24 protein-coding genes are annotated in these 26,150 nt (G+C 63.8%); 17 read left to right on the forward strand and 7 right to left on the reverse strand.

The window, feature by feature from the left end:
* The 7 genes from RBB32_RS16975 to RBB32_RS17005 all read left to right on the forward strand — a co-directional run.
* On the forward strand, positions 1-303 hold a 303-nt coding region (locus RBB32_RS16975; protein WP_306154405.1), incomplete at its 5' end, for a LysE family translocator.
* Between the two features lie 10 nt (positions 304-313).
* Positions 314-811 carry a xanthine phosphoribosyltransferase gene (gene gpt, locus RBB32_RS16980; RefSeq protein ID WP_306154406.1) on the forward strand — a complete coding sequence of 166 codons (498 nt, stop codon included), beginning with the start codon at positions 314-316 and terminating at the stop codon, positions 809-811.
* A 79-nt stretch (positions 812-890) separates the two neighbouring features.
* Positions 891-2,066 (forward strand): aminotransferase, encoded by a 1,176-nt coding sequence (locus RBB32_RS16985; RefSeq protein WP_306154407.1) that lies wholly within the window; start codon positions 891-893, stop codon positions 2,064-2,066.
* 74 nt (positions 2,067-2,140) lie between these two features.
* Positions 2,141-3,985, forward strand: a complete 1,845-nt coding sequence (locus RBB32_RS16990; RefSeq protein ID WP_306154408.1) for a peptidyl-prolyl cis-trans isomerase — start codon at positions 2,141-2,143, stop codon at positions 3,983-3,985.
* Positions 3,986-3,997: 12 nt separating this feature from the next.
* Positions 3,998-5,509 (forward strand): anthranilate synthase component I, encoded by a 1,512-nt coding sequence (trpE, locus tag RBB32_RS16995; protein ID WP_306154409.1) that lies wholly within the window; start codon positions 3,998-4,000, stop codon positions 5,507-5,509.
* A gap of 83 nt (positions 5,510-5,592) precedes the next feature.
* The gene (locus tag RBB32_RS17000) at positions 5,593-6,198 is read left to right on the forward strand and encodes a rhodanese-like domain-containing protein (protein WP_306154410.1); all 606 of its coding nucleotides are present in this window, start codon (positions 5,593-5,595) and stop codon (positions 6,196-6,198) included.
* Positions 6,199-6,238: 40 nt separating this feature from the next.
* Positions 6,239-6,784, forward strand: coding sequence for an rRNA large subunit pseudouridine synthase E (locus tag RBB32_RS17005; protein ID WP_306154411.1), 546 nt, complete (start codon positions 6,239-6,241; stop codon positions 6,782-6,784).
* Between the two features lie 142 nt (positions 6,785-6,926).
* Here the strand turns inward: RBB32_RS17005 and RBB32_RS17010 are convergent, their stop codons facing one another.
* Positions 6,927-8,303, reverse strand: coding sequence for a divergent polysaccharide deacteylase family protein (locus RBB32_RS17010; protein ID WP_306154412.1), 1,377 nt, complete (start codon positions 8,301-8,303; stop codon positions 6,927-6,929).
* Between the two features lie 128 nt (positions 8,304-8,431).
* Between RBB32_RS17010 and RBB32_RS17015 the strand changes: the two genes are divergently transcribed.
* The 6 genes from RBB32_RS17015 (at position 8,432) to lexA (ending at position 13,275) form a co-directional block, all read left to right on the forward strand.
* Positions 8,432-9,013, forward strand: a complete 582-nt coding sequence (locus tag RBB32_RS17015; protein WP_306154413.1) for an aminodeoxychorismate/anthranilate synthase component II — start codon at positions 8,432-8,434, stop codon at positions 9,011-9,013.
* Complete coding sequence (gene trpD / locus RBB32_RS17020) at positions 9,010-10,032, forward strand: anthranilate phosphoribosyltransferase (RefSeq protein WP_306154414.1); 1,023 nt, start codon at positions 9,010-9,012, stop codon at positions 10,030-10,032. Before RBB32_RS17015 ends, trpD begins: the two co-directional genes overlap by 4 nt.
* Positions 10,029-10,844, forward strand: a complete 816-nt coding sequence (gene trpC / locus RBB32_RS17025) for an indole-3-glycerol phosphate synthase TrpC (protein ID WP_306154415.1) — start codon at positions 10,029-10,031, stop codon at positions 10,842-10,844. Before trpD ends, trpC begins: the two co-directional genes overlap by 4 nt.
* A 1-nt stretch (position 10,845) precedes the next feature.
* A complete protein-coding gene (gene moaC, locus RBB32_RS17030; RefSeq protein WP_306154416.1) occupies positions 10,846-11,322 on the forward strand; it encodes a cyclic pyranopterin monophosphate synthase MoaC in 477 nt (158 codons plus the stop codon).
* Positions 11,319-12,491 (forward strand): gephyrin-like molybdotransferase Glp, encoded by a 1,173-nt coding sequence (gene glp, locus RBB32_RS17035; protein ID WP_306154417.1) that lies wholly within the window; start codon positions 11,319-11,321, stop codon positions 12,489-12,491. Before moaC ends, glp begins: the two co-directional genes overlap by 4 nt.
* A gap of 82 nt (positions 12,492-12,573) precedes the next feature.
* Positions 12,574-13,275, forward strand: coding sequence for a transcriptional repressor LexA (gene lexA / locus RBB32_RS17040; protein WP_306154418.1), 702 nt, complete (start codon positions 12,574-12,576; stop codon positions 13,273-13,275).
* Here the strand turns inward: lexA and RBB32_RS17045 are convergent.
* Positions 13,269-15,296, reverse strand: a complete 2,028-nt coding sequence (locus RBB32_RS17045) for a ComEC/Rec2 family competence protein (protein ID WP_306154419.1) — start codon at positions 15,294-15,296, stop codon at positions 13,269-13,271. The genes lexA and RBB32_RS17045 overlap by 7 nt on opposite strands.
* A gap of 80 nt (positions 15,297-15,376) precedes the next feature.
* Between RBB32_RS17045 and gltX the strand changes: the two genes are divergently transcribed.
* The 4 genes from gltX (at position 15,377) to RBB32_RS17065 (ending at position 20,957) form a co-directional block, all read left to right on the forward strand.
* Complete coding sequence (gltX, locus tag RBB32_RS17050) at positions 15,377-16,786, forward strand: glutamate--tRNA ligase (protein ID WP_306154420.1); 1,410 nt, start codon at positions 15,377-15,379, stop codon at positions 16,784-16,786.
* A 72-nt stretch (positions 16,787-16,858) separates the two neighbouring features.
* Entirely contained in the window at positions 16,859-18,154 is a 1,296-nt protein-coding gene (gene gltA, locus RBB32_RS17055) for a citrate synthase (protein ID WP_306154421.1), read from the forward strand.
* Between the two features lie 199 nt (positions 18,155-18,353).
* Positions 18,354-19,118: a calcium-binding protein gene (locus tag RBB32_RS17060; RefSeq protein WP_306154422.1), complete on the forward strand. Its 765-nt coding sequence runs from the start codon at positions 18,354-18,356 to the stop codon at positions 19,116-19,118.
* Between the two features lie 222 nt (positions 19,119-19,340).
* A complete protein-coding gene (locus RBB32_RS17065; protein ID WP_306154423.1) occupies positions 19,341-20,957 on the forward strand; it encodes a calcium-binding protein in 1,617 nt (538 codons plus the stop codon).
* A 499-nt stretch (positions 20,958-21,456) separates the two neighbouring features.
* Here the strand turns inward: RBB32_RS17065 and RBB32_RS17070 are convergent, their stop codons facing one another.
* From RBB32_RS17070 to RBB32_RS17090, 5 genes are all read right to left on the reverse strand, one after another.
* The gene (locus RBB32_RS17070; RefSeq protein ID WP_371931080.1) at positions 21,457-22,242 is read right to left on the reverse strand and encodes an enoyl-CoA hydratase-related protein; all 786 of its coding nucleotides are present in this window, start codon (positions 22,240-22,242) and stop codon (positions 21,457-21,459) included.
* Positions 22,243-22,316: 74 nt separating this feature from the next.
* Positions 22,317-22,781, reverse strand: a complete 465-nt coding sequence (locus RBB32_RS17075; protein WP_306154425.1) for a cytochrome c-type biogenesis protein — start codon at positions 22,779-22,781, stop codon at positions 22,317-22,319.
* Complete coding sequence (locus RBB32_RS17080; RefSeq protein ID WP_306154427.1) at positions 22,778-24,748, reverse strand: heme lyase CcmF/NrfE family subunit; 1,971 nt, start codon at positions 24,746-24,748, stop codon at positions 22,778-22,780. Before RBB32_RS17080 ends, RBB32_RS17075 begins: the two co-directional genes overlap by 4 nt.
* 75 nt (positions 24,749-24,823) lie before the next feature.
* Complete coding sequence (locus RBB32_RS17085; protein WP_306154429.1) at positions 24,824-25,399, reverse strand: holin family protein; 576 nt, start codon at positions 25,397-25,399, stop codon at positions 24,824-24,826.
* Positions 25,390-26,001, reverse strand: a complete 612-nt coding sequence (locus tag RBB32_RS17090; protein ID WP_306154431.1) for a holin-associated N-acetylmuramidase — start codon at positions 25,999-26,001, stop codon at positions 25,390-25,392. The genes RBB32_RS17085 and RBB32_RS17090 overlap by 10 nt, the downstream gene beginning before the upstream one ends.
* Positions 26,002-26,150: the final 149 nt, after the last annotated feature.

Here is a 26,150-nt window from a genome sequence, read left to right on the forward strand (position 1 = left end):
CCCCCCGCCCCACGCCGCCGAGCCTTTCGCACCGGCCTTCTGGTCAACCTTGCCAATCCCAAGTCGGTGCTCTTCGCGGCCTCGGTCCTCGTGGTGATCTTCCCGCCTGATATGACGCTGTCACAAAAGGCCCTGATCGTGACCAACCACCTGATCGTCGAGTGGATCGCCTACAGCCTCTTTGCGCTTGCCCTCTCGACAAGACCCGCGCGCGACGGCTATCTGCGGCTCAAACCGATACTCGACCGTCTGGCCGCCGCCGTGCTTGGCATGCTCGGCCTGCGGCTTCTGACCGACCGATAAGGACAAACGCATGACCGATCGCTTGCCCCACGAAAAAGGCTTCCACGTCAGCTGGGACCAATTGCACCGTGATGCACGCGCGCTGGCATGGCGCCTGCAAAGCGAAGCGCCCGAGGGTGGCTGGCGCGCGGTGGTGGCCATTACCCGCGGCGGCATGGCCCCGGCGATGATCGTTGCGCGCGAGTTGGATATCCGCGTGGTCGATACGATCAGCGTGAAATCCTACAACCACCAAACCCAATCCGAGCCACGGGTCATCAAATCCCCCGATATAGAGATCGTCGGCAGTGGTGAGGGCGTACTCATCGTCGATGACCTCGTCGACACCGGCAAAACCCTCGAAGTGGTCCGCAAGCATATGCCCAAGGCGCATGTCGCCACCGTCTATGCAAAACCAATGGGCCGCAACATGGTCGAAACCTATGTCACCGAAGTCAGCCAGGACACATGGATTTTCTTCCCGTGGGACATGGCCCTGCAATACGTCGAACCCTATCGCGGGGCGTAACGCGGGCGCTTATCGGCCGCCTGCGCGCCCTCTTCGCGCGGACCTCCGACAGGGGTGACAAGCGCTCAAGGAGACCTCAATGACCACGATACCGCGCACTGCCACCACCTTTCCGCCCCCCGTGATGGAGGCCCGCCGCTGGCTTGAGGGCGTGACATTTCCCGATGACAGCCCCCTGATCAACGTCAGCCAAGCCGCGCCGGTTGATCCGCCGCCCGAACCTTTGCGCCAAGTGATCGCCGATGCGGCATTGAATACCCCCTCGGCGCACCTCTACGGGCCGGTCCTAGGCAATCCCGACCTGCGCGAGGAACTGGCCGCGCAATGGTCCGCCTCCTACGGCGGCGACCTGACCGCCGGGAATGTCGCCATTACATCCGGGTGCAACCAGGCCTTCTGTGCCACCATATCCACGCTCTGCGCGGAAGGCGATGAAGTTCTCCTGCCAACCCCATGGTACTTCAACCATAAAATGTGGCTCGACATGGCCGGGGCGCGGGCCATTCCCCTGCCCTGCGGGTCCGAGCTTTTGCCCGACCCCGACGAGGCTTTGGCGCGCATCACAACCCGCACCCGTGCCATCGTTCTGGTCACCCCCAACAACCCCGGCGGCGTCGAATACCCCGCCGATCTGCTGCGCGCCTTCTATGAACTGGCCAAGCGTCACGGGCTGGCGCTGATCATTGATGAAACCTACCGAGATTTCGACGCCCGCCCCATGCCACCGCATGACCTGTTTGCCGATCCCGATTGGGGCGATACCCTGATTCAGCTTTATTCCTTTTCCAAGGCCTACCGCCTGACCGGGCACCGCGTCGGCGCGATGATCGCCAGTCCCGCGCGCCTGGCCGAGGCCGAGAAATTCCTCGATACCGTCACCATCTGCCCCAACCAATTAGGCCAAATCGCGGCCCTCTGGGGGATGCAGAACCTCTCGCAATGGCTGGCCGGCGAACGCGCCGAAATCCTCGACCGTCGCGCCGCCATCCATGACCATATGCCGAAAATCACCACCCAGGGTTGGCAGCTTCTGGGATGCGGCGCCTATTTCGCCTATATGCGCCATCCCTTTGATATCCCGTCCAACGAACTGGCCCCGAAACTGGTGCGCGACGCGGGTGTTTTGCTTCTGCCAGGCACCATGTTCCGCCCCTCCGATGACCCGGCGGGCGCGCAGGAAGTGCGCGTTGCTTTCGCAAATGTCGACCGTGCGGGCATCGCCACGCTCTTTGACAGGCTAGCAAGCCTCCGCTGACCCCTTGCCCCTGCGCCGGACAGGGCGTAGACAGCCCCGAATGATAAATTTCAACGCCGTCTGACGGGGGCCGCATGTCCGCAAGCAAAAGCATCTCGAAAACATTCGTCTGGATCCTGATGGGCCTGCTGATCCTTGGCCTTGGCGGCTTTGGCATCACCAACCTGTCGGGGTCGGTGCGCAGCGTGGGCGCGGTCGGCGAGGCCGAGATCGACGTCAACGATTACGCCCGCGCCCTGCAAAACGAAATCCGCGCGGCGGAATCCGAACGCGGCGAGGCCATGAGTTTTGCACAGGCCGAGGCCGCAGGCATCCCCGATGCCGTGCTGAGCCGCCTTGTCGCTCAGGCCGCGCTGACACATGAAACGAACCGCCTGCACCTCTCGGTAGGCGATGAAGCCCTGCTCGAACAAATCGTCGCCATCCCCAGCTTCCAGGGTGTCGATGGCGAATTTGACCGCGAATCCTATGCCTTTGCTTTGGAACAAGCGGGCCTCAGCGAAGCGCAGTTCGAAGAAGACCTGCGCGAGGAAACCGCAAGCGGCTTTCTTCAAGGCGCGGTCATGGCCGGTGTCACCATGCCCCGGGCCTATACCGAAACGCTGCTGACCTATATCGGCGAAGAGCGTGACGTGACATGGACGGTTCTTGACCGCAACGACCTCACCACAGGCCTGCCAGAACCGACCGAGGAAGAGTTGCAGGCCTATCACGAGGCCAACGTGGCGCAATTCACCACGCCGGAAACGCGTGAAATCACCTATGCCTGGCTCTCGCCCGAGATGATCATCGACACTGTCGAGGTGGATGAACAGGCCCTGCGCGACGCCTACGAAGCCCGCGCTGACGAGTATATTCAGCCCGAGCGCCGCCTTGTCGAACGCCTTGTATTCCCTGACGAGGCCGCCGCCCAAGCCGCCGCTGACCGCATTGCATCGGACGAAAGCAGCTTTGAAGACGAAGTCGAGGCCCGCGGTCTCGAACTGGCCGATGTGGATATGGGCGATGTGGCCCGCGACGATCTCGGCGCCGCCGCCGACGCGGTGTTCTCTGCTGAAACCGGTGATATTGCCGGCCCCGCCTCCAGCCCCGTTGGCCCCGCGCTGTTCCGCGTCAATGCCATTCTTGCTGCCCAGGAAACGACTTTCGAAGAGGCCGAACCGGACCTGCGCAGCGAATTGGCCGCCGACCGCGCCCGCCGCGTCATCGAGGCCCGCATCGAGTCCGTCGATGACCTTCTCGCCGGAGGGGCCACCATCGAGGACCTGGCCCGCGAATCCGACATGGAACTGGGGCAGATCGCGTGGCATCCCGGCGTGACGGACGACATCGGCGCCTACGCGGGCTTCCGCACCGCCGCACAAAACCTCACCTCCGAAGACTATCCCGAGGTGCTTGAACTGGAGGACGGCAGCATTTTCGCCATGCGCCTCGACAAGATCGTCGAACCCGAAGTCCAGCCGCTCGAAGATGTGCGCGATCAGGTTCTGCAAGGCTGGCGCGCTCAAGCCGTGACCGAGGCCCTGACCTCCGAATACGAAGAGGCCCGCAGCGCGCTGGCCTCCGGTGCCTCCTTTGCCGATCTGGAATTGCAGACCAATACCGCCGAAGGCGTCACACGTCGCGGCTTTCAGCCCGATACGCCCGCGGCCTTCATTGAAACGGTCTTCGACATGACCAACGGCGAAGCCCGCTTCATTCCGGGCACCGACCAGGTTTTCCTCCTGCGGCTCGACGCCATTCGCGCCCCGGACCCCGAGGATCAAGATCTTGAGCAGCTAACCACGATGCTGCGCGATCAGGCCGCCTCGGGCATGGGTCAGGACCTGTTCCAACTGCTGGCCAACGATATCCGGGGCCGCGCGGGCATCGAACTGAATCAAAGCGCGCTCAACGCCGTGCATTCCAACTTCCAGTAAAGGTGCCCTAAAGTGGAGCTGACCCCGACATTCGCGGATTTTGCCAAGGGCTACGAGGCCGGCGAAAACCAAGTGGTCTACGCACGCCTTGCCGCCGACCTTGATACGCCTGTCTCGCTGATGCTCAAACTCACCGGGGCGGCGCGTGACGCCTTCGTACTGGAATCGGTCACCGGGGGCGAGGTGCGCGGGCGCTATTCCATCGTCGGCATGAAGCCCGATCTTATCTGGCAATGCCACGGCGAGAAAAGCCGCCTCAACCGCGATGCCCGCTTCGATGGTGACGCGTTCGAGGATCAGGAGGGGCACCCCCTCGACACCCTGCGTGCGCTGATCGCCGAAAGCCGCATCGACCTGCCCGAAGACCTCCCCGCCTCAAGTGCCGGGCTCTTCGGCTATCTGGGCTACGATATGATCCGGCTGGTCGAACACCTGCCCGATGTGAACCCCGATCCCTTGGGCCTGCCCGACGCGGTGATGATGCGCCCCTCGGTGGTGGCCGTTCTCGATGGCGTCAAGGGCGAGGTCACCGTCGTCGCCCCCGCTTGGGCTGCCTCCGGTCAATCCGCCAAGGCCGCCTATGCACAGGCCGCCGAACGGGTGATGGACGCCGTGCGCGACCTCGAACGCGCCCTGCCGCAGGCCTCGCGCGGTTTGGGCGAGGCGCATGAGCCCGGCCCGCCCTCCTCAAATTTCACGCGCGAGGGCTACCACCAAGCCGTTGAAAAGGCCAAGGAATACATCCGCGCGGGCGACATCTTCCAGGTCGTGCCCAGCCAACGCTGGACACAGGATTTCCCGCTGCCGCCCTTCGCGCTCTACCGCTCCCTGCGGCGCACCAACCCCTCGCCTTTCATGTTCTACTTCAACTTCGGCGGCTTTCAGGTTGTGGGCGCCAGCCCCGAAATCCTTGTGCGCGTGATGGACGGCGAAGTCACCGTGCGCCCCATCGCCGGCACCCGCCCGCGCGGCGCCACCCCCGAAGAGGATCGCGCCAATGAGGCCGATCTGATTGCCGACCAAAAGGAACTGGCCGAACACCTCATGCTGCTTGATCTGGGCCGCAACGATGTGGGTCGCGTGGCAAAAATCGGCTCGGTCCACCCGACCGAGGAATTCATCATCGAACGCTACTCCCACGTCATGCACATCGTCTCGAACGTCGTGGGCGACCTGGCCGAGGATCAGGATGCCCTTTCCGCCCTGCTCGCGGGCCTGCCCGCCGGGACGGTCTCGGGCGCGCCCAAGGTTCGCGCCATGGAAATCATTGATGAACTTGAGCCGGAAAAACGCGGCGTCTATGGCGGCGGTGTCGGCTATTTCTCGGCCCGTGGCGATATGGATGTCTGCATCGCGCTGCGCACGGCGGTGGTCAAAGACGAAAAGCTTTATATTCAGGCCGGTGGCGGTGTCGTCTACGACAGCGACCCCGAGGCCGAATATATGGAAACCGTCCATAAATCGAACGCCATTCGCCGCGCCGCCGCCGATGCCGCGCGCTTCACCGGCGACGGCAACGGTTGATCCACATCAAGGATCGGGGCGTCAATCACCTTTAGTCAAAACACATGCGAATTATAAAATGTGTTCTGACAAGGAGACGCCCCATGACCTTTCCTAAAATCCTGACCGCCCCGGCGCTGGCCATTGCCCTTGCCCTGCCCATGGCCGGGCCAGGCTTCGCCGATAACCACGGCGCGATGTTTGAGACCTCGGTGACCGAGGCCAATCTGCCCAAGAAGAAAACCAACGAACCCGGCCACTACATCACCGCCGCCGAATCCATCGCCCTTCTGGCCGACCGCGACGACGTCGCCCTGATCGACATCCGCAGCCCCGAGGAAACCATGTTCGTCGGCTACGCCACCGACACGGATGCCAATATTCCCTTCATGAAGGTCGATCCCGCGCATGCCTACAACCCCAAGAAAAGCGCCTACAAGATGATGCCAAACAAAGGCTTCGTCGATCAAATCAAGGCATATGTGGCCGCCAACGATCCCGCCGCCCTGCTGATCATCTGCCGCTCCGGCGGGCGCAGTGCCAAGGCTGTCGATGTTCTGGCCGAGGCCGGTGTCGAAACCCCGGCCTACACCGTGGTCGACGGTTTCGAAGGCGATAAATCCGACGCGGGCCAACGCACCGTCAACGGCTGGAAAAATGCAGGCGGCAGTTGGACCTACAAGATCACCGAAGGCCTGCTTGCCAAGTGAGCCTTGCGCGCCGGGGCCCCCTAGGGCATGTCATGCGCCCATGACCCGGCTCATCTTGTTCAACAAACCCCACGGGGTCCTGTCGCAATTCACCGACAAGGGCAATGCCGACAGCCCCCGCGCCACGCTGTCTGACTACATCGACCTGCCCGGCGTCTACCCCGCCGGGCGGCTGGATCGCGACAGCGAAGGGCTTTTGCTGCTCACCGACAATGGCAAGCTACAGGCGCGGCTCTCCAACCCGCGCTTCAAAACGGAAAAAACCTATCTCGTGCAAGTCGAAGGCGCGCCGGACAAGGCCGCCCTCACCGCCCTGCGCAAGGGCGTCACACTCAAAGACGGCCCCACCCGGCCCGCCAAGGCGCACCAGATCGACCCGCCGGATGTCTGGGAGCGCGACCCACCAGTGCGCTTTCGCAAATCCGTCCCCGATCATTGGCTGGAAATCACCATCACCGAAGGCCGCAACCGGCAAGTCCGCCGCATGACGGCCCATGTCGGCCTGCCCACCCTGCGCCTCATCCGCTGGCGTGTGGGCGACCACGACCTCGAAAACCTTGCCCCCGGCACATGGCGCAACGCATGAAAAAAGGGGCGCCCCCGCCCCCCTTCATCTTTCCAAAAATAATCCCGCCGGAGGCTGAGGTTCGGGTGCCCCCCGCGCCATGCATGGTCTGTGCAATCCACTGACGCAATACCGACAAAATACCGACGCTATGCAAACAGGGCTATTGGGCGGTCAAAACCGCCGAAACCGGGGCCAAGGCCACGCGGTTTGCGCGGTCCTGCAAGCCCCACAGCAAAAGCGCGCTGACGGTCTCGGCCCGCATCCGGCCCAGCATGATCACGCCGGCCTCTTCCTGCCCGGCCTTGAAGGCCGCCTGATCCAGAAAGCGGCGGATCACCGTGGCCTCCTGCCCCTTGGCATCGAAATCCCGAAACACGCTGGCGGCGCTGACGCCCTCGCGCGAAAGCAGCTTTTGCGCGGTATTCAGGCCCTGGGGCTGCATGACAACCCCGTGCCCACTGTCCAGCAGGATGGGCGCAAGTTGCTCGGCCGCCGCCCGGCTGCTTTGCAACCCGGTCTCGGGGCCTTCCAAAACCGCCACCGCTTCGGGCACCGCCTCCAGATAGGCCTGCATGGCCACTTCGGCGTCCGCCGCATTTGCCCCCTCCGGCAAATCCGCCATCGCCAGAACCTCGAACCCCGCCGCCCGGTACTTGGCCGCGGCCTCGGCCGCGCCGGGCCAATCGGCATCCACCGCAAAGCTCAGGGGATAGGGAAAACTCGATAACGCCTCGAATCCAATCGGGCTGCTGCCGTCGTCGATCAAAACGATGGACATCAAGGGCTTGCCATCAGGGTTGTCAAACTCCGCCGCATAGGCCTCAAGCGGCGGCAGGTCCGGGGCGGGCTCTTGCGTGCTCACCTCCGTCTCGGCCTCCTGGCCCACCGCTGGCAGGCGGTTGGTGGTCACCCCTTCGGCCATGTTACCGATCGTACCTTCGCTTGTGCTTTGCTCAGGTGCGGTTCCGGCTTCCTCGGCCTCTGCATCAGGCGTGAGGTCTTCGCTTTCGGGGGCAGGTTCTGCCGCGCCTTGTGCGTCACTCGGAAAGGCCGAGCCCTCGGCTTCGGGCAGCTGCGGCTGTGCCGGGTCGGTCGAAATCGACAGGTCCTCTTCCCCGTCGGGGGCCGCGGGGGCCATGGCCTGCGGGCTGGGCAACACGGGGCTGTCGCTGTCGAGATCAACCCCCGCAGAGTCATCCCCCGCTTCAGGCGCCGACAAGCTTCTTTCGGCATCCCCGGCCTCGGGGCGGGCCGCCGGATCGGTATCGGCCCCTTCCAGCGAGGTCAGGTCATCCGGTTCCGGCGCACTCACCTGCGGCGCCTGCCCTTCACCGGCCTCGGGCGTTTCGCCCGCGCTTGGAAGCTCCGCCTCGCGGTCTTCCAGCGATTGATCGAACTCGGACCCCGCCGGCACGTCCAATGCAGCAGCCTCCGGCGGGGCCGTTCCCGGCACCTCCGTCATGACCGAGGCCACCCCAAGCGCCAGACCCGACACCATGCCGCCCACGATAAATCCCGAGAAAATCCCACGTGCCACTGCTTTGCCCCCTGATTTGCCCGTTTTCTAACCTATGCGCCCCTTGACGCCTCCGTGCAAGACTGAACAAGTATACCGCGACCGGGGGCCGGGCCTCCACCCCCCTTTCTGCACGGAGTTCGGGCAAGATGCTGCTGCTGATAGATAACTACGACAGTTTCACATATAATCTCGTCCATTACGTGGGCGAACTGGGGGCCGATGTGGTGGTGCGCCGCAACGACGCCCTGAACGTGCAAGAGGCCATGGCGATGAACCCCGCCGGCATCTTGCTCAGCCCCGGGCCCTGCGACCCGGATCAGGCCGGCATCTGCCTTGCCCTGACCAAGGCCGCGGCAGAAACCAAGACCCCGCTTCTGGGGGTCTGCCTTGGCCATCAAACCATCGGGCAGGCGTTCGGCGGCAAGGTCATTCGCCATTCCGACATCGTCCACGGCAAGATGGGCCAGATGCACCATACCGGCAAAGGCATCTTTGCCGGGCTGCCCTCGCCGTTCGAGGCGACGCGCTATCACTCGCTGGTGGTCGAACGCGCCACCTGCCCCGAGGCGCTGGAGATCACGGCGGAACTTGAAGATGGCACCATCATGGGCCTCAAGCACCGCGAATTGCCCATCGAAGGCGTGCAGTTCCACCCCGAATCCATTGCCTCCGAACATGGCCACGCCCTGTTGCAGAACTTCCTGAATACGATGAAGGTGCCCGCATGAGTGACGCGCTCAAACCCCTGATCGGCACCGCCGCCGAGCGTCCCCTGACCCGCCAGGAGGCCGAGGCCGCCTTTACCACCCTCTTCGAAGGTGAGGCGACCCCGGCCCAGATGGGCGGCTTTCTCATGGCCCTGCGCACCCGTGGCGAAACGGTGGATGAATACGCCGCCGCCGCCGCCGTGATGCGCGCCAAATGCAACAAGGTCACAGCGCCCGCCGGGGCCATGGACATCGTCGGCACCGGCGGGGACGGCAAAGGCACGCTGAATATCTCGACCGGCACGGCCTTTGTCGTGGCGGGCGCGGGCGTACCCGTAGCCAAACACGGCAACCGCAACCTCAGTTCCAAGTCCGGGGCCGCGGATGCCCTGACGCAAATGGGCGTCAACGTCATGGTCGGGGCCGGTGTGGTGGAACGCGCGCTGGAACAGGCCGGAATCGCCTTCATGATGGCCCCGATGCACCACCCCGCCATGGCCCATGTCGGCCCCGTGCGGGCCGAGCTTGGCACCCGGACGATCTTCAACATCCTCGGGCCGCTCACCAATCCCGCTGGCGTCAAGCGACAGCTGACCGGGGCCTTTTCACGTGACCTGATCCGCCCCATGGCCGAAACCTTGGGACAGCTTGGATCGGAAAAGGCATGGCTTGTGCATGGCTCGGACGGCACCGATGAAATGACCATCACCGGCACCACTTGGGTTGCACAACTGGGCGAAAACGCCGAGGTTACCGAAACCGAACTCCACCCCGAGGATTTCGGCCTGCCCGTGCACCCGTTCGAGGCCATCCTCGGCGGCACGCCCGAAGACAACGGCAAAGCCTTCCGCGCCCTTCTCGAGGGCGCGCCCGGGGCCTACCGCGACGCGGTATTGCTCAACGCCGCCGCCGCCCTCGTGGTGGCCGGCAAAACCGCCGACCTGAAAGAAGGCGTCGCCCGCGCGATTGAAAGTATCGACAGCGGTGCCGCCCTATCCAGTATTCAAACGCTTGCCCGCATCACGACGGAGGCCGCATGACCACCCCCACCATCCTTGAAAAGATCAAGACCTACAAACTTGAAGAAATCGAAGCCGCCAAGGCCGAGCGCCCACAGGATGCGATCGAAGTCGCCGCCCACGAGGCCGGCCCGGTCCGCCCCTTCGCCGACACGCTTTTGCAGGCCTCCAAACAGGGGTATGGCCTGATTGCCGAAATTAAAAAGGCAAGCCCGTCCAAGGGCTTGATCCGCGAGGATTTCGAACCTGCCGAACTGGCCCAGGCCTATGCCGCAGGCGGCGCAACCTGCCTGTCGGTGCTGACGGACACCCCCAGTTTCCAAGGCGCCCCCGAGTTCCTGCAACAGGCCCGCGCCGCCTGTGACCTGCCGGTTTTGCGCAAGGACTTCATGTATGACCCCTACCAGGTGGCCGAGGCCCGCGCATGGGGCGCCGATTGCATCCTGATCATCATGGCCAGCGTCAGCGACGCGCAAGCCGCCGAACTGGAAGAGGCCGCCGAAAGCTGGGGCATGGATGCCCTTCTGGAAGTCCACGACAAAGAAGAGCTGGAGCGCGCCTCGAACCTCAAATCCCGCATGATCGGCATCAACAACCGCAACCTCGATACCTTCGAGACCACGCTCGACACCACCCGCAAGCTGGCCAAACTGGTGCCGCCCGACCGGATGATCGTTTGCGAAAGCGGGCTGCACACGCCCGAAGACCTTTCCGAAATGGCCCGCTACGGCGCACGCAGCTTCCTGATTGGCGAGTCGCTGATGCGCCAGGAAGACGTCGAAGCGGCCACGCGCAAGTTGCTGGCCAATCCCCTGACGGCCGGGGGCATGTGACATGCCGGGCCTCACGCATTTCGACGGCAAGGGCGATGCCCATATGGTGGATGTCTCGGATAAGGCCGTGACCGCCCGGGTCGCCGTGGCCGAGGGCCATATCCGCATGGCGCAAGACACCTTCGAAACCATCGCCGAAGGCCGCGCCAAGAAGGGCGATGTGCTGTCGGTGGCCCGGCTTGCGGGCATCATGGGGGCCAAGAAAACCCCCGATCTCATTCCGCTGTGCCATCCGCTGCCGGTGACCAAGGTTGCCGTGGAACTGACCCTCGATCCCGACCTGCCCGGCATACGCGTCGAAGGCACCGTGAAAACCTCCGGCCAAACCGGGGTCGAAATGGAGGCCCTCACCGCCGTCAGCACTGCCTGCCTGACGGTCTACGACATGGCCAAGGCCGTGGACAAAGCCATGGAAATCGGCGGCATCCGCGTCCTGCTGAAAGACGGCGGCAAATCCGGCCGCTACGAGGCGACATGATCACCGTCGCCGAGGCCCTTGACCACCTGCTTTCCCTCGTCTCCCCCCTGCCCACCGAACAGGTCGGGCTGGCCAGGGCGGCGGGGCGTTGCATGGTGGCCCCCGCCAGGGCAAACCGTGATCAGCCCCCCTTTGCCGCCTCCGCCATGGATGGCTATGCGGTGCGCAGCGACGACGCGACGCCCGGCGCGTCCCTCACCGTGATTGGCGAGGCGGCAGCGGGCCATGCCTTTGACGGCACCGTCGAAACCGGCCAGGCCGCCCGTATCTTCACCGGCGCGCCCTTGCCGCAAGGCGCCGATCGCGTGGTGATCCAGGAAGATGTCACGCGCGAGGGCGACCGGATTACCATCGGTGACACGCTGGAAAACAACCCTTTCGTCCGCCCCATGGGCGCCGATTTCAAATCCGGTCAGGAGGTCAGCGCGCCACGCATCCTGCGCGCCACCGATATCGCCCTTCTGGCCGCCATGAACATCCCCGAGGTGACCGTCGCCCGCAAACCGCAGGTGGCGCTGATTTCCACGGGCGATGAGCTTGTCATGCCCGGCGATACCCCCGGCCCGGATCAGATCATCGCCTCCAATACCTTTGGCCTCAAGGCCATGCTGGAGGGCATGGGCGCGCAGGCCCGTATCCTGCCCATTGCCCGCGACAACCGCGCCTCGCTTGAGGCCTGTTTCGATCTGGCGCATGGTGCCGATCTTGTCGTGACCATCGGCGGGGCCTCGGTGGGCGATCATGACCTCGTGGGCGATGTCGCCGCCAGCCTGGGAATGGAACGCAGCTTTTACAAGGTGGCCATGCGTCCGGGCAAACCGCTGATGGCGGGCCGCATGGGCAAGGCGGCGATGGTCGGATTGCCCGGAAACCCGGTCTCGGCCATGGTCTGCGGGCATGTCTTTCTGGCCCCGATGATCCGCTGCATGCTGGGCCTTGGCACCGCCCTGCCCCCGCGCCAAGAGGCCCGGCTTGCCCATGATCTCGACGCCAGCGGGCCGCGCGAACACTACATGCGCGCCGAGCTGAAAGACGGCCAGATCACCCCCGAACCCCGACAGGACAGCGCGCTGCTGTCTGTGCTGGCCAATGCCAACGCCTTGATGATCCGCCCGGCCGGCGACGGCCCGCGAAAGGCAGGCGAGGTGATGCAATACCTTCCCCTTTAGGTGCCGGGGCATTGGACGGTTGACACAAAACGTGAACATGCGTAGAACAAAAAGAAACGCATGTTCTCGGAGGGAGTGTGTCATGCTCACCAAAAAACAGTTGGACCTGCTGGAATTCATCCACAAACGCATTCAGCGCGATGGCGTCCCGCCCAGTTTCGATGAAATGAAAGAGGCGCTGGACCTGCGCTCGAAATCCGGCATTCACCGGCTGATCACCGCCCTTGAGGAACGTGGATTCATCCGTCGCCTTGCGCATCGCGCACGGGCGCTGGAAATCGTCAAACTGCCCGAAAGCATGGGCGGCGGCGCCAGCCATGGTTTCACCCCCCGCGTCATCGAAGGCGAAAAGCCCGATGCAGGCCAACCCGCCAACGCCCTGCCCGTCGAGGTGGCCGGCGCGATGGAATTGCCTGTCATGGGCCAGATCGCCGCCGGTGTCCCGATCGAAGCGATTGCCCAGGTCAGCCACAACGTGGCAGTGCCGCAAAGCATGTTAAGCGGCCAGGGCGATCACTACGCGCTTGAGGTCAAGGGCGACTCGATGATCGACGCGGGCATCAACGATGGCGATATCGTGGTGATCCGCGAAACCAAGACCGCCGATAACGGCGATATCGTCGTGGCGCTGGTCGAAGACCACGAGGCGACGCTCAAGAAATTCTACCGCAAGGGCAATGCCATCGCGCTGGAGGCCGCGAACCCGGCCTATGAAACCCGCGTCCTGCCCGAAGAACAGGTCAAGGTGCAGGGCCGTCTTGTGGGCCTCATCCGCAGCTATTGATCATTCCAAAGGCGCGCGCCGGTGATCTGGCGCGCGCTGACTTCTCGAATACCGGTTTCATCGGCATAAAGCGCCAAGGCACCGGTTTTTCGCAAAGTACCGGGGTGCAACACCCGGCAGGGCAGCCCCGCAAACTGGCCTGGATTCTCGGGCCGGGTGTTCATCACCACCCAATCGCCCGTCGCGCAGCCCGCAAAACCTTGTGCCGCGCGTTTGCCCCGCAGCGCGATGATCGGCACCGGGGATTGCCCCGCCTGCCACAGGGCCGCCGCGGCCTCTTGCTCTAGGGCGGCGCCATCATTCTCAAGCCAGTTCATGGCAACAAAGCCAGAGCCGCGCGCCCGGTTCAGCGCCCGGCCCTTTTCGGTCATCACGCCGATCAGGCTGCCGTTATCCGCGATCAGGACATCGGGCCGCGCGGCCTGCATCCAAAGCGCCAGGCTCAATGCCACGGGTGCAAGGCCGATCCACCGCGCCCGGCCCTGCCACAGCACGACCGAAAGCGCCCCAAGCGCCAGAAGCGGCAGCACCTCGGCATCGGGGCGCACAACAGTTCCTCGCGCCCCGTCCAGGTTGGACACCCAATGCGCCACGCCCAATATCCATTCCAGTCCCAGCCCCATGACCCAAAGCGCCGGCCCCTCCCAGCCAAAGGGCATCAGGCAAGCCGCCAAGACCGCCGCAGGCATCACCAACACCCCCATCAGCGGCACGCTCATAAGGTTGGCGATCAACCCGTAATGGGCAAACTGGTTGAAATGCGCCGCCGCCACGGGGGCGGTCGCCGCCCCGGCCACCGCCGACGAGATCACCACCGCCGCCACCGGCCTGAACCACCTTGGCCCCAACGGCACCTCGGCATCGCGCAGCCAACCGAAGACCGCGACAAGGGCGGTCGTGGCCGCAAAGGACATCTGGAACCCCGGCCCCAACAGGGCCTCGGGCCGCAGCACAAGCACGATCACCGCCGCCACGGCCACGGCCCGCAACGACAGCACCCGCCGGTCTGCCATCACCGCCACCAAGGCCACCGCGGCCATGACAAAGGCCCGCTCGGTCGCCACATTGCCCCCCGAAAGGCCAAGATAAACCGCCGCGGCCACCAAGGCCCCGAGTGCCGACAGCTTTTTCGCAGGCACCCGCAGGCCCAGAACCGGCACAAGGGCAAAGCCCATGCGCAGGGCGGCGAAGACAAAACCGGCCAAAAGCCCCATGTGCAGCCCCGAGATGGCCAGCAGATGCGCAAGGTTCGACAATCTCAGCGCGCGCAGGGTCTCCTGCCCCATGCCCGACCGGTCGCCCGACATGATCGCCGCCGCAAAGGCCCCGGCCTCTCCCGGAAGGCCCGCTTGCACCCGCGCCGAAAGCGCCATGCGCGCCTTGAACCACCACAGGCCGTCGCCGGGCGGCTCCAGAGCCAGAACAGGCGTACGGGTATAGCCCACGGCGCCAAGCCCCTGAAACCACGCGTGACGCTGGAAATCGAAGCCTCCGGGCTCAACCGGCCCACCGGGGGGCGATAAATGCCCTGTCAGGATCACCACCATCCCCGGCGCGGGCTGCACGAATCCCTGTTGCCCATGCAGCGAAACCCGCACATGCGCCGGGGTTCGCGCCGGGGCGACATCGGCCAGAACCACCCGGTCCAAGGTCAGGCGCAACGCGTCCGAGGCCGAACGGTCCATCCCGACGATGCGCCCCTCGATGGGGCCGTAATAGCGCCAGCCCATCACCGGTTCGGCCACCCGATGGGCGCGCAGCCCGGCGACGCCAAACCCCAGGGCCACCAGCACCAGGGCCCAGACCAGGGGCGCCCAAATGCCCGAGAAACGGATCAGGACCAGCCCGAACAGGGCCACAGCTGCCAAGCCGGCGTAATGCGCCGCCTCCGGCTCCCATCCAAGGGCGAAATATATCCCGACGCCCAGCCCAAGACACATCGGCACCCATGGAAACAGGTGCCCGCGCTGCGCCAACCACGCGTCAAGCAAGCCATGCCAGGGGGCCAGGCGGCGGGCCAAGTCTTGTCTCCCTTCCGGTGCAGCATTAGACAGGCCCCAACGCTACGCCCTTCATGCTTACCGAAAGGTTAACCCTGACCATGACCACACCCGTCGTGACCCGTTTCGCCCCCTCGCCCACCGGCTTTCTGCATATCGGGGGGGCGCGCACGGCGCTCTTCAACTGGCTCTATGCGCGGGGCCGTGGCGGAAAGTTCCTGTTGCGGATCGAAGATACCGACCGCACCCGCTCAACCCCCGAGGCGACACAGGCCATCCTCGATGGTATGTCCTGGCTGGGCCTCGATCACGACGGCGAAGTCATCAGCCAATATGAGCGCGCCGACCGTCACCGCGAAGTGGCCCTGCAAATGCTGGACGCAGGTACCGCCTACAAATGCTTCTCCTCCCAAGAGGAAATTCAAGCCTTCCGCGAGGCCGCCCGCGCCGAGGGCCGCTCGACGCTGTTCCAAAGCCCCTGGCGCGATGCCGACCCTTCCACGCATCCCGACGCCCCCTACGTGATCCGCCTCAAGGCCCCGCGCGACGGCCAAACCGTGATCCGCGACGAGGTGCAGGGCGATGTCACCATCCGCAACGATCAGCTTGACGATATGGTCCTGCTGCGCAGCGATGGCAGCCCGGTTTACATGCTGGCCGTGGCCGTCGACGATCACGATATGGACGTCACCCATGTGATCCGCGGCGATGACCACCTCAACAATGCCGCACGGCAAATGATGATCTATAACGCCATGGGCTGGCCGCTACCGACCTATGCCCATATCCCGTTGATCCACGGCCCCGACGGCAAGAAACTCAGCAAACGCCATGGCGCGCTTGGCGTGGATGAATACCAGAAGATGGGCTATCCGGCGGCGGGCATGCGCAACTACCTTGCGCGCCTTGGCTGGAGTCATGGCGACGACGAATTTTTTACCGACGCGCAGGCGCGCGAATGGTTCTCTCTTGACGGAATCGGCAAATCCCCCGCACGCTTCGACTTCAAGAAGCTCGAAAATCTCTGTGGTCAGCATATCGCGGCCACGGATGATGCTGCGTTGCTGCATGAATTGCAGGGCTTCCTGGCCAGCACCGGGGGCACGGCCCTGTCCGATGAAAAAAACGCGCTTATGGAAAAGGGTATGTACTGCCTCAAGGAACGCGCGAAGACCTTTCCGGAACTCCTTGATAAGGCTGAGTTTATTATTGCCGATCGGCCAATTCAGCCGGATGAGAAAGCGGCCAGGAATCTTGATGATGTATCCCGTGGTATACTGATCGAATTGACGCCGCAGTTGCAAAATGCTAGTTGGTCGCGCGACAGTCTCGAAGCCGCCGCGATGCAATTTGCAGAAGCCCACGAGATGAAGTTCGGCAAGCTTGCCGGCCCCCTTCGGGCCGCATTGGCAGGCCGCAGCGCGACACCGAGTGTGTTCGACATGATGCTGGTGCTTGGGCAAGAAGAAACGATTGCCCGGCTCACCGATGCCGCCTGCGAGAGTGGTTAACCGTCTCGAAAGGCTGATAGTTTAACCAGCCCCCGACGCGTATGGCGTGGGCTTGATTGAGGGAGGATCCCAATGGCCGATAGCACCAAAACCGCCAAGCTGACGATTGACGGCAAGGACTACGAGCTGCCCATTCACTCACCGACGGCAGGGCCCGAGGTGATCGACATTCGCAAGCTTTATGCGCAGGCGGGTGTCTTTACCTACGATCCGGGCTTTACCTCGACCGCAAGCTGCGACAGCACCATCACCTATATCGACGGTGGCAAGGGCGAACTGCTGCACCGCGGCTACCCGATCGACCAACTGGCCGAGAAATCGCATTATCTCGAAGTCTGCTACCTGCTGCTTTACGGGGAACTCCCCTCGCCCGCGCAACTGGAAGATTTCGAATCCCGCGTGACCAATCACACGATGATTCACGAACAGATGATGTATCTGTTCCGCGGCTATCGTCGCGATGCGCACCCGATGGCCATCATGGTCGGCGTGGTCGGCGCGCTGTCGGCCTTCTATCACGACAGCACCGATATCTCCGATCCATGGCAGCGCGAGGTCGCCTCGATCCGCATGATCGCCAAGCTACCTACCATCGCGGCCATGGCTTACAAGTATTCCATTGGCCAGCCCTTCGTTTATCCGCGCAACGATCTCGATTATGCCTCGAACTTCCTGCGCATGTGCTTTGCCGTGCCCGCCGCCGATTACGAGGTGAACCCGATCCTCAGCCGCGCGATGGATCGCATCTTTACCCTGCATGCCGATCACGAACAGAACGCCTCGACCTCCACGGTGCGCCTGGCGTCCTCTTCGGGCGCCAATCCCTTCGCCTGTATCGCGGCGGGTATCGCCTGCCTCTGGGGTCCGGCGCATGGCGGCGCGAACCAGGCCTGCCTTGAAATGCTGCAGGAAATCGGCACGCCCGATCGCATCCCCGAATTCATCGCGCGCGCCAAGGACAAGGACGATCCGTTCCGCCTGATGGGCTTTGGGCACCGGGTTTATAAAAACTTCGATCCGCGCGCCAAGGTGATGAAGCAATCCGCCGACGAGGTTCTGGACCTTCTGGGAATCGAGGATAACCCGACCCTGCAGGTGGCCAAGGAACTGGAAAAAGCGGCCCTTGCCGATCCCTATTTCACCGACAAGAAGCTGTTCCCGAACGTCGATTTCTATTCCGGCATCATTCTTGAGGCCATGGGCTTCCCCACCTCGATGTTCACGCCGATCTTTGCGCTGTCGCGCACCGTGGGCTGGATTTCGCAGTGGAAGGAAATGATCAGCGATCCACAATTGAAAATCGGTCGTCCGCGTCAGCTTTACCATGGTGAAACGCTGCGCGACTACGTGGATATCGAGAACCGCTAAACGCCTTTCACCATTTGAAAATTCAAGGCCGGCCCGCATCTTGCAGGCCGGCTTTTTCGTGCCCTTGGCCCCGGTCGATAAAGTTTTAAACAAATCGCCCGGAAATAATCCGACAGCGATTTACCCCGCCTTTACCGCCCCGGAACGATCCTTGCCGCATCGGGCTTTTCGGCCCTGCAACCGGATAAAGGATGTGGTCATGGCATTTCTCGCGCTTTTCCTGTTGGTCGGTGCAACGCTGGCCGGGGCAACCGGCCTTGCCGCCCCTGATGAGCCTGAAACCGAAGGCAGCGACGATGCCGATGGCTTTGCCGGAACTGATGGCGACGACAGCTTTGCCGGCGGTGCCGGCAATGATCTTCTTGTCGGGCTGGCGGGCGACGACAGCCTTTCGGGCGATACCGGCGACGATTGGATCATCGGGCTGGATGGGGCTGATCAGATCTCGGGCGGCGATGGCGCGGATGTGCTGATTGGCGGGGAAGGCGCCGATCAACTCAGCGGCGGCACGGGGGACGATTTCATCGAATCCGCAAACCTGGTCGACGAGTCGGCCCTGCGCGACTCCCTCGATGGAATTCAGCGGATTTCGGACGTGATCTTTCGCTATGACATGGCGCAATCCCCCGACACCGGCGACAGCGTCGATATGGGGGATGGCGACGATACCGTCGTGGCCGGTGACGATGACACGATCACCGGCGGTGACGGCGCGGATGAGGTTGCCTTGGGCGACTGGATCAGCGGCGACGCCCCGGTCGAGATCACCGATTTCGACACCGCCGAAGATGTCCTGTCCTTCGTCTACAACGGCGACGGCCCGGCGCCCGAACTGACGGTTGAACGCGATGAGATAACCGGCCTGACCACCCTTCGCGCCGATGGCGACGCGGTGGCGATTCTGCGCAATGCCGCGCCCGGTTTTTCACTGCAAAATGTGGTCGTCGGCCGCTACGCCGCGTGATCCGCCGGTAAACCACAAGGCGATTCGCGGACCGGTCACGCACCCTGTCCGGCAATCGCCCTGCCAATGTTTCTGTATCGGCAACGCAGCCCGGCTCAACCCGGTTTTTGTTTCACAAACCACGCCAAGAAGGGTTCAATCCGACGCCTTCGCCATTTTCGGCTTCAACCAGTTGCGAATTTGGACTTAACTCTCCCCAGTGGTTTTTCGGGGGATTTTTTTATGATTGGCTATCTTCTTCTGGCCCTTCTGGGCATTGGCGCGGTCGGCGGGCTTATCTACGAGCTTGACGACGATGACGACGGGGGCACCAACTCGCCTCAAACGCCCGGCGAGGACACCGGTGATGACACTCAAGGCACCGATGGCGACGACCTGCTGCAAGGCGCGATGGACGACGACACCCTGGAAGGCGGCGCCGGTGACGATCGGCTGATCGGCATGGGCGGCGATGACGAGGTCAGCGGCGATGCCGGGAACGACCATGTCTCGGGCGACGATGGCGATGACATCCTCGCCGGTGGCGAGGGCGATGACGGCATCTATGGCGGCAGCGGCAGCGACATCGCCTTGGGTGGCGCCGGGGATGACGATATCTGGGGCGGCAGCAACGCCGACCTCCTGGTTGGCGGCGAAGGCGCGGACACCATGAGCGGCTCCACCGGCGATGACCTTCTGATCGGCACGCAAACCGCGCTGCAGGATGGCTCTGTCGAGGACTTCAAGGCCGGGCTGGCCGAGGGCGAAACGGCGCCAGAGGCCCTCCTCACCTCCCTCGCCCTGAGCGGGACAGGCGCAGACGCCGATGCCGGGGACGAAATGAACGGCGGCTTGGGCGACGACGTCATGCTTGTCGGCAGCGAAGACACCGCCAGCAGCGGCGACGGCAACGATTTCTTCCTCATGGGCGACTGGATCCAAGCCGGGCGCGCGGCGGAAATCGCCGATTACGACCCCGACAGCGACCAGATCGCCTTTGGCTTCAACACCGATGAGGCCCCCGAACTCACGGTCTCCGACGACGATGAGGGCAACGCCGTCATCTCCGCCGATGGCGAGGTTCTGGCCACCGTCACCGGGGCCGCCGGCACCCTCAGCGCCGAGGATATCGCAGTGCTGTCCTACGAAGACGACATCACCGATGGCGTCGCCGTGACCGGCACAGACGAGGCGGATGATATCCGCGGCTCGCTTAACGATGACGTGGTCACCGGGCAAGGCGGCGACGACAGCATCACCCTTCTGGCGGGCGATGACATCGCGCGCGGCAACGCGGGCGACGATGCGATCGCGATGGGCGATGGCGACGACCGCGCCTTTGGCAATGATGGCGCTGACACCATGACCGGCGGGGCCGGCGATGACTTCCTGCGCGGCGGTGACGACGGCGACAGCCTGACCGATACCGAAGGCAGCGACACCCTGCAGGGGGATGCGGGCGATGACGAGATCATCGGCTCCAGCTTCGCAAGTGCCGAAGGCCCGGATGGCGATTCAACCGGCGATGAACTCTATGGCGGTCAGGGCGACGATCAGATCACCTTTGGCGACGATGATACCGTCAGCGGCGGTCTTGGCGCTGACACCCTGACCACCTCGGCCGCCACCTCCGGTTCGCTCATCACCGATTTCGAGATCGGCAGTGACATGCTTGTGGTCAACACCGCCGCCGGCGCCACGCCGGAGCTTGCCATCACCTATTCCGATGGGGCCACGGCAACCGAGGGCGACGCCACCGTCACCCTCGATGGCATGCCCTTCATGACGGTGCAAGGCGTCGGCACAGGCTTCACCGCCAGCGATATCACCTTGCAAGAGGCCGCCCCCGCCACCGCCTAGAACCAAAAACGCGGCCCCCTTGGGCCGCGCTTTGCGTCTCCTGTTGCAGCTCATGGCCGAGATGCTTGCAAGCATAGTGCAATGTCCAACGAAGCCTCCCGAAGAAATTTTCGGGAGACTTCTGCGCCGGAGGTCAACTCGGCGGACCAAGCGGACGAACCGGAGATTGCACTAGCCGCGCATCGGCGGGCCGTGGTGCGGCGATCCAACCTTTGAACAGTTCACTTTATCCCGGCCACTGGCGCGTGACCTTTAAGCCTTGTGCCCATACCAGCCCAATCGCCGTGCCGGGGGACGGCGTCATGCCGGAGGCATGCTTTCAGCATGACGATGCGCGGCGGCGCGTGCCGCGCCTTGATTCCGCGCGGGAGCTTCGCGATCGAATGTTCAACAAGGGCTAGAAACGGACATTGCAAGCAGGGCCCCGGCCCTCCGCGCTCATTTGCATCACGAAATGCAAAGGGCTGGCCCCCATGGGCCGCGCATTTTCAACTGTCCCTCAACGCCCCTCGTATTTCGGGGGGCGTTTTTCAAGGAAGGCCATGACGCCTTCCTTGAAATCGCGCGTCGTTCCACAGGTGCCTTGCAACTTGGCTTCCAACTCCAACTGCGCATCAAGGCTGTGGTCCCACGCCCCGCGCACCGCCTCCTTCAGCCCGCGATAGGCCACCGTCGGCCCCTGCGCCAGCTTCGCGGCCCGAGCGCGCCAATGGGCGTCAAACGCCTCGTCCTCCACCGCTTCCCAGATCATGCCCCAGTCATCGGCCTGCCGCGCACTGATCGGTTCAGCGAACAAGGCCGCACCCATGGCCTTCGCGGCCCCCATCTGACGCGGCAACCAATAGGTCCCGCCCGCATCGGGGATCAACCCGATCCGCGTGAAAGCCTGCAGAAAATAGGCACTTTCGGTGGCAATCACCACATCGGCGGCCAGCGCAAGGTTCGCCCCTGCTCCCGCCGCCGGGCCATTCACCGCGCAAATCGTCGGCACCGGGCACTCGAAAATCGCCCGCAGCATCGGCACGTATTCATCGCGCAGCACCCGTTCCAAATCCAGATTGGCGGCATTGCCCCCATCGCTCAGGTCCTGCCCCGAACAAAAGCTTTTGCCATTCCCGGTCAGCACGATCACCCGCGCCGATTGCTCCAATGAGACCGTCTTGACCGCATCGGTGATCTCGGCCCGCATCTGGGTGTTCAGCGCGTTCATCTTGTCGGGGCGGTTCAGCGTTAAAATCGCCGCGCCCTCGTCGATCTCCAACGTGATGGTCTGATAATCTTTCACTGGTCTGATCCCTTGCCTTGGCTTTGCGGGCATTCAAACCCTATTCGCCACCTGCTGCCAAGGGAAACGGCGCGTCACTCGTCCATGATTTGCCGCAGGCGTTCGGCCTCGTCCTGTGAAAGCACGTCCCTTTCCGCCTCCGGCACAGCCTGCGACCGGCGGCGCAGGTAAAACGCCCCGATCACCCCGCCGATAATCAGCATCAAGGGCCCGGCCAGCCACAGCACAAGGTTCGATCCGGTGGCCGTGGGGGTCAGAAGCACGTATTCACCATAGCGATCCACGATATAGTCAACTACTTCCTCGTTGCTGTCGCCCGCCACCAGCCGCTCACGCACCAAAAGGCGCAAGTCACGGGCCAGGTCCGCGTTGGAATCGTCAATGCTCTCGTTGCGGCACACAAGGCAGCGCAGCCCGCCGGAAATCTCCCGCGCGCGCTCTTCCAGCTTGGGATCGTCCAATATCTCGTCGGGCTGCACCGCCGCCACCGGCAGCGCCAGCATCAAACAGGCCACAAGGCTCAGGGCAAAGCGCATCATTCCGCGGGCACCCCTTGGCTTGGTGCGGCCCGCCGTGCGCCCGCGGCCACGCGATAGCGCCGATCGCTCAACGACAGCAGCCCACCGATGGCCATCAGGATGGTACCACCCCAAATCCAGTTCGCCAGCGGCTTGTAATAGGTGCGCATCGCCCAACCGCCGTTGTTCTGCGGATCCCCGATCACGACATAGACATCGCGCAGAAAGCCGATATCAAGCGCCGCTTCGGTGGTGGGCATCTTGGCCACCGGGTAGAACCGCTTTTCGGGGTACATGGTCGAGATTTCGCGCCCGTCACTGGACAATGTCACGACACCCTGCGTCGAGTCGTAATTCGGCCCGTCAATCTTGCGCACATCGTCCAGCGTCAGGGTGAAGCCCGCCACCTCGAAGGTCTCGCCCACCTGCACCACGCGGATATCCTCGGCCTCCCAGGCCAGCATGGCCGCGATCCCGGCCATGGTCACGCCAAGGCCCCCATGGGCCATGGCCTTGCCCCAATCGGCGCGCGGCAGGCGGCGCAAACGGCCCAAGCGGTTTGCCCCGCGTCCTGTCCGGCTCCACAAATCCACCATCGCGCCCGAGATAAGCCAAGCGCCCAGGAACAGGCCCACAGGCCCCAACCCGCTGCGCCCGGTCTGCATGGCATAGGCCAGAACCCCAATCGCCAGCGACAGGGCAAAAGCCCCGCGCAAGGGCTTGATCGCCCGGCCCAAATTCGCCCGCTTCCATGGCAGCATCGCCCCCACCGGAAGGATCAACCCAAGCACCAGCATGAAGGGCGTAAATGCCATGTTGAAAAACGGCGCCCCGACGCTCAGCTTGCGGTCAAAGGCCATCTCGCTCACCAAGGGCCAGATCGTGCCGACGAAGACCACGAAGGCCGAGACACCCAGCAGGATATTGTTGATCACCAACACGCCCTCGCGGCTCACCGGGGCAAAGACGCCCTTGGCCTGCATCGCATTGGCCCGCGCGGCAAACATCGTCAGACCGCCCAGCATGAACACCGCCAGGATCAGCAACAGGAACATGCCCCGTTCGGGGTCCGTGGCAAAGGCATGCACCGAGGTGATGATGCCCGACCGGGTGATGAAGGCACCGACCATGGAAAAGCCGAAGGCGATGATCGCCAACAGGATCGTCCAGCTTTTCAGGCTTTCGCGCTTCTCGACCACCACGGCCGAATGCAACAGCGCGGCGGCAATCAGCCACGGCATGAAACTGGCGTTCTCCACCGGGTCCCAGAACCAGAAACCGCCCCAGCCAAGTTCATAATAGGCCCACCAACTGCCAAGGCCGATACCAACGGTCAGGAACATCCATGCCGCCAGCGTATAGGGCCGCACCCAACGGCCCCAAGCGGCATCGACGCGGCCTTCGATCAGCGCCGCGATGGCAAAGGAAAAGGTCATCGAAAGCCCGACGTACCCAAGGTAAAGGAACGGCGGATGGAAAGCCAAACCGGGGTCTTGCAACAGCGGGTTCAAATCCTGCCCGTCAAAGGGCGGCACCGCCATGCGCAGAAAGGGGTTCGAGGTGAACAGGATAAAGGCGAAAAACGCCACCCCGATCATCGCCTGGACACTCAACACCCGCGCCTTCAACCCCGGCGGCAGGTTCGATCCGAACCACGCCACCGACGCGCCAAACAGGGTGACAATCAACACCCAAAGCAGCATCGACCCTTCGTGGTTCCCCCAAACGCCGGTGATCTTGTACAGCAGCGGCTTGTCCGAATGGCTGTTCAGCGTCACCAACCGAAGCGAGAAATCCGAGACCACGAAGGCATAGGTCAGCGCGGCAAAACTCAATGCCGTCAACAAGAATTGCGCCGTCGCGGCGGGTTCGGCCACGGCCATCCAGCCGGGCCATCGCTTATGCGCCCCCACAAGCGGGATAACCGCCTGCACGGCGGCAACGAAAAAGGCAAGGATAAGGGCGAAGTGTCCGATTTCCGTAATCATGAATCGGAATATAAACTTCGCGGCAAGCCGGGCAAAGCGCATTCGGCCCCGCCCGGCGATCAATTTGTCGCGGGGTCAGCCGCGCGAATGCCGCCAATCCTCCAGCGCCGGGTTGGCCTCGGGCTTGACCACCTCCAGCGAAAGCGCGGCATCGCGCCCCGCATTCGCCGCGCCGGGGCTCCCGGCCCGCAGGGCCCCCAGGGCGCGCAGGTTTTCCACCACCACAGGCGCCCGCGCCATCGTCGCGGCGATAGAGCGTTGAAAATCCTGCCCCTTCACTTGGTGCCGCGCGCCGAAATAAAAGCTGACGATGGCCCCCAGAAGCCACCACAAGGGCTCGGGCACCAGCGCAATGCCCTGCATCCGCTCGGCAAACCATACCGGCTCAACCATCGCCGCGATGAAAAGCCCAAGCGTGCCAAGCGCCATGGCCGGGCGCGGCACCCGGTTCAAACCATCCATGAACCGGTCGAACCAGCCGCGCGCCGGGGCGGCAAACTCGGCGCCATATTGCGCGACAACCTCGGCCTTGTGATCGGCGGCGCGCACCGCCCCGGCCTCGGTGTTTTCGTGAAACACCTCCACGGTGTCCTTCACCACGTTCCGCCCTTCCCCGAAGACGATATTGAACAGCCGCTCTATTATCCCCATGAGGCCACCCTCTCGCTGAATTCCACCTCTGACAGATGATACCGCGGCGCGATGAAATCTTCCGCCCGCCGGATCCATCCCCCCTTGCCGCCATCGCGCCGCCGCGCGAACTTGCGGCTTGCGGGCCGCCGGTCGGCCAAGCGCAGGTAATAATTCCGCCGCGCGATCCCGTAGGCATCGGCAATATGCCCCGGCGCGGCCTTGGCCGCCGCCCGCGCCGCCGCCACGGTCTGCGGCCCGATCACGCCATCGACACTCACCGCCTGCCCCATCTGCCGAAGCAACCGTTGCAATATCTTCACCGCGTTGGCCCCGGCGTTGACGTACATATCGAACACGCTGGCCTGCAAAACCTGTGGCAAGCGGGCAATGCCGGGGCGCTCGAAATAATGCTCGATGAAAATCCTCTCGGCCTGCGCGCGGCTCAAGCCCCGCACATCCGCCACATCGACCACCCCGTCGCCGGTCACATCCAGCCCCAGGCGCCGCAGCGTGTGAATGGTCACGCCATGGTTCGTGGCCCCGCCCGGATCGTCGGGGTCATTCACGAAACCGCCCTCACGGGCGACGATCTCTTTCGCAATCTGGGAAACGCTCTGCATCGCCTATGCCTCCTGCCGTGTGAAAAGCAGGATCAGGGCAAATGGTTAACGCAGGTATGATGGACCGTGCGGTGCTTGGCCTAAGGCCGCGTCGTCGGCGGGCCGCGGCGCGGCGATCGCACTTTCAGGCTATAGCCCTTTATCTCTGA

This window comes from Roseovarius sp. MMSF_3281, from assembly GCF_030733685.1.
Taxonomy (GTDB): Bacteria; Pseudomonadota; Alphaproteobacteria; order Rhodobacterales; family Rhodobacteraceae; genus Roseovarius.

Coding starts and splice junctions, on each gene's coding strand:
- trpC (WP_306154415.1), top strand. CDS start 10,029: ATGACCACCCCCACCATCCTTGAAAAGATCAAGACCTACAAACTTGAA.
- gltA (WP_306154421.1), top strand. CDS start 16,859: ATGGCCGATAGCACCAAAACCGCCAAGCTGACGATTGACGGCAAGGAC.
- RBB32_RS16985 (WP_306154407.1), top strand. CDS start 891: ATGACCACGATACCGCGCACTGCCACCACCTTTCCGCCCCCCGTGATG.
- RBB32_RS17075 (WP_306154425.1), bottom strand. CDS start 22,781: ATGATGCGCTTTGCCCTGAGCCTTGTGGCCTGTTTGATGCTGGCGCTG.
- RBB32_RS16990 (WP_306154408.1), top strand. CDS start 2,141: ATGTCCGCAAGCAAAAGCATCTCGAAAACATTCGTCTGGATCCTGATG.
- RBB32_RS17085 (WP_306154429.1), bottom strand. CDS start 25,399: ATGGGGATAATAGAGCGGCTGTTCAATATCGTCTTCGGGGAAGGGCGG.
- RBB32_RS17090 (WP_306154431.1), bottom strand. CDS start 26,001: ATGCAGAGCGTTTCCCAGATTGCGAAAGAGATCGTCGCCCGTGAGGGC.
- RBB32_RS17015 (WP_306154413.1), top strand. CDS start 8,432: ATGCTGCTGCTGATAGATAACTACGACAGTTTCACATATAATCTCGTC.
- RBB32_RS17080 (WP_306154427.1), bottom strand. CDS start 24,748: ATGATTACGGAAATCGGACACTTCGCCCTTATCCTTGCCTTTTTCGTT.
- moaC (WP_306154416.1), top strand. CDS start 10,846: ATGCCGGGCCTCACGCATTTCGACGGCAAGGGCGATGCCCATATGGTG.
- RBB32_RS17065 (WP_306154423.1), top strand. CDS start 19,341: ATGATTGGCTATCTTCTTCTGGCCCTTCTGGGCATTGGCGCGGTCGGC.
- gpt (WP_306154406.1), top strand. CDS start 314: ATGACCGATCGCTTGCCCCACGAAAAAGGCTTCCACGTCAGCTGGGAC.
- RBB32_RS17000 (WP_306154410.1), top strand. CDS start 5,593: ATGACCTTTCCTAAAATCCTGACCGCCCCGGCGCTGGCCATTGCCCTT.
- trpD (WP_306154414.1), top strand. CDS start 9,010: ATGAGTGACGCGCTCAAACCCCTGATCGGCACCGCCGCCGAGCGTCCC.
- glp (WP_306154417.1), top strand. CDS start 11,319: ATGATCACCGTCGCCGAGGCCCTTGACCACCTGCTTTCCCTCGTCTCC.
- RBB32_RS17060 (WP_306154422.1), top strand. CDS start 18,354: ATGGCATTTCTCGCGCTTTTCCTGTTGGTCGGTGCAACGCTGGCCGGG.
- lexA (WP_306154418.1), top strand. CDS start 12,574: ATGCTCACCAAAAAACAGTTGGACCTGCTGGAATTCATCCACAAACGC.
- gltX (WP_306154420.1), top strand. CDS start 15,377: ATGACCACACCCGTCGTGACCCGTTTCGCCCCCTCGCCCACCGGCTTT.
- RBB32_RS17005 (WP_306154411.1), top strand. CDS start 6,239: ATGACCCGGCTCATCTTGTTCAACAAACCCCACGGGGTCCTGTCGCAA.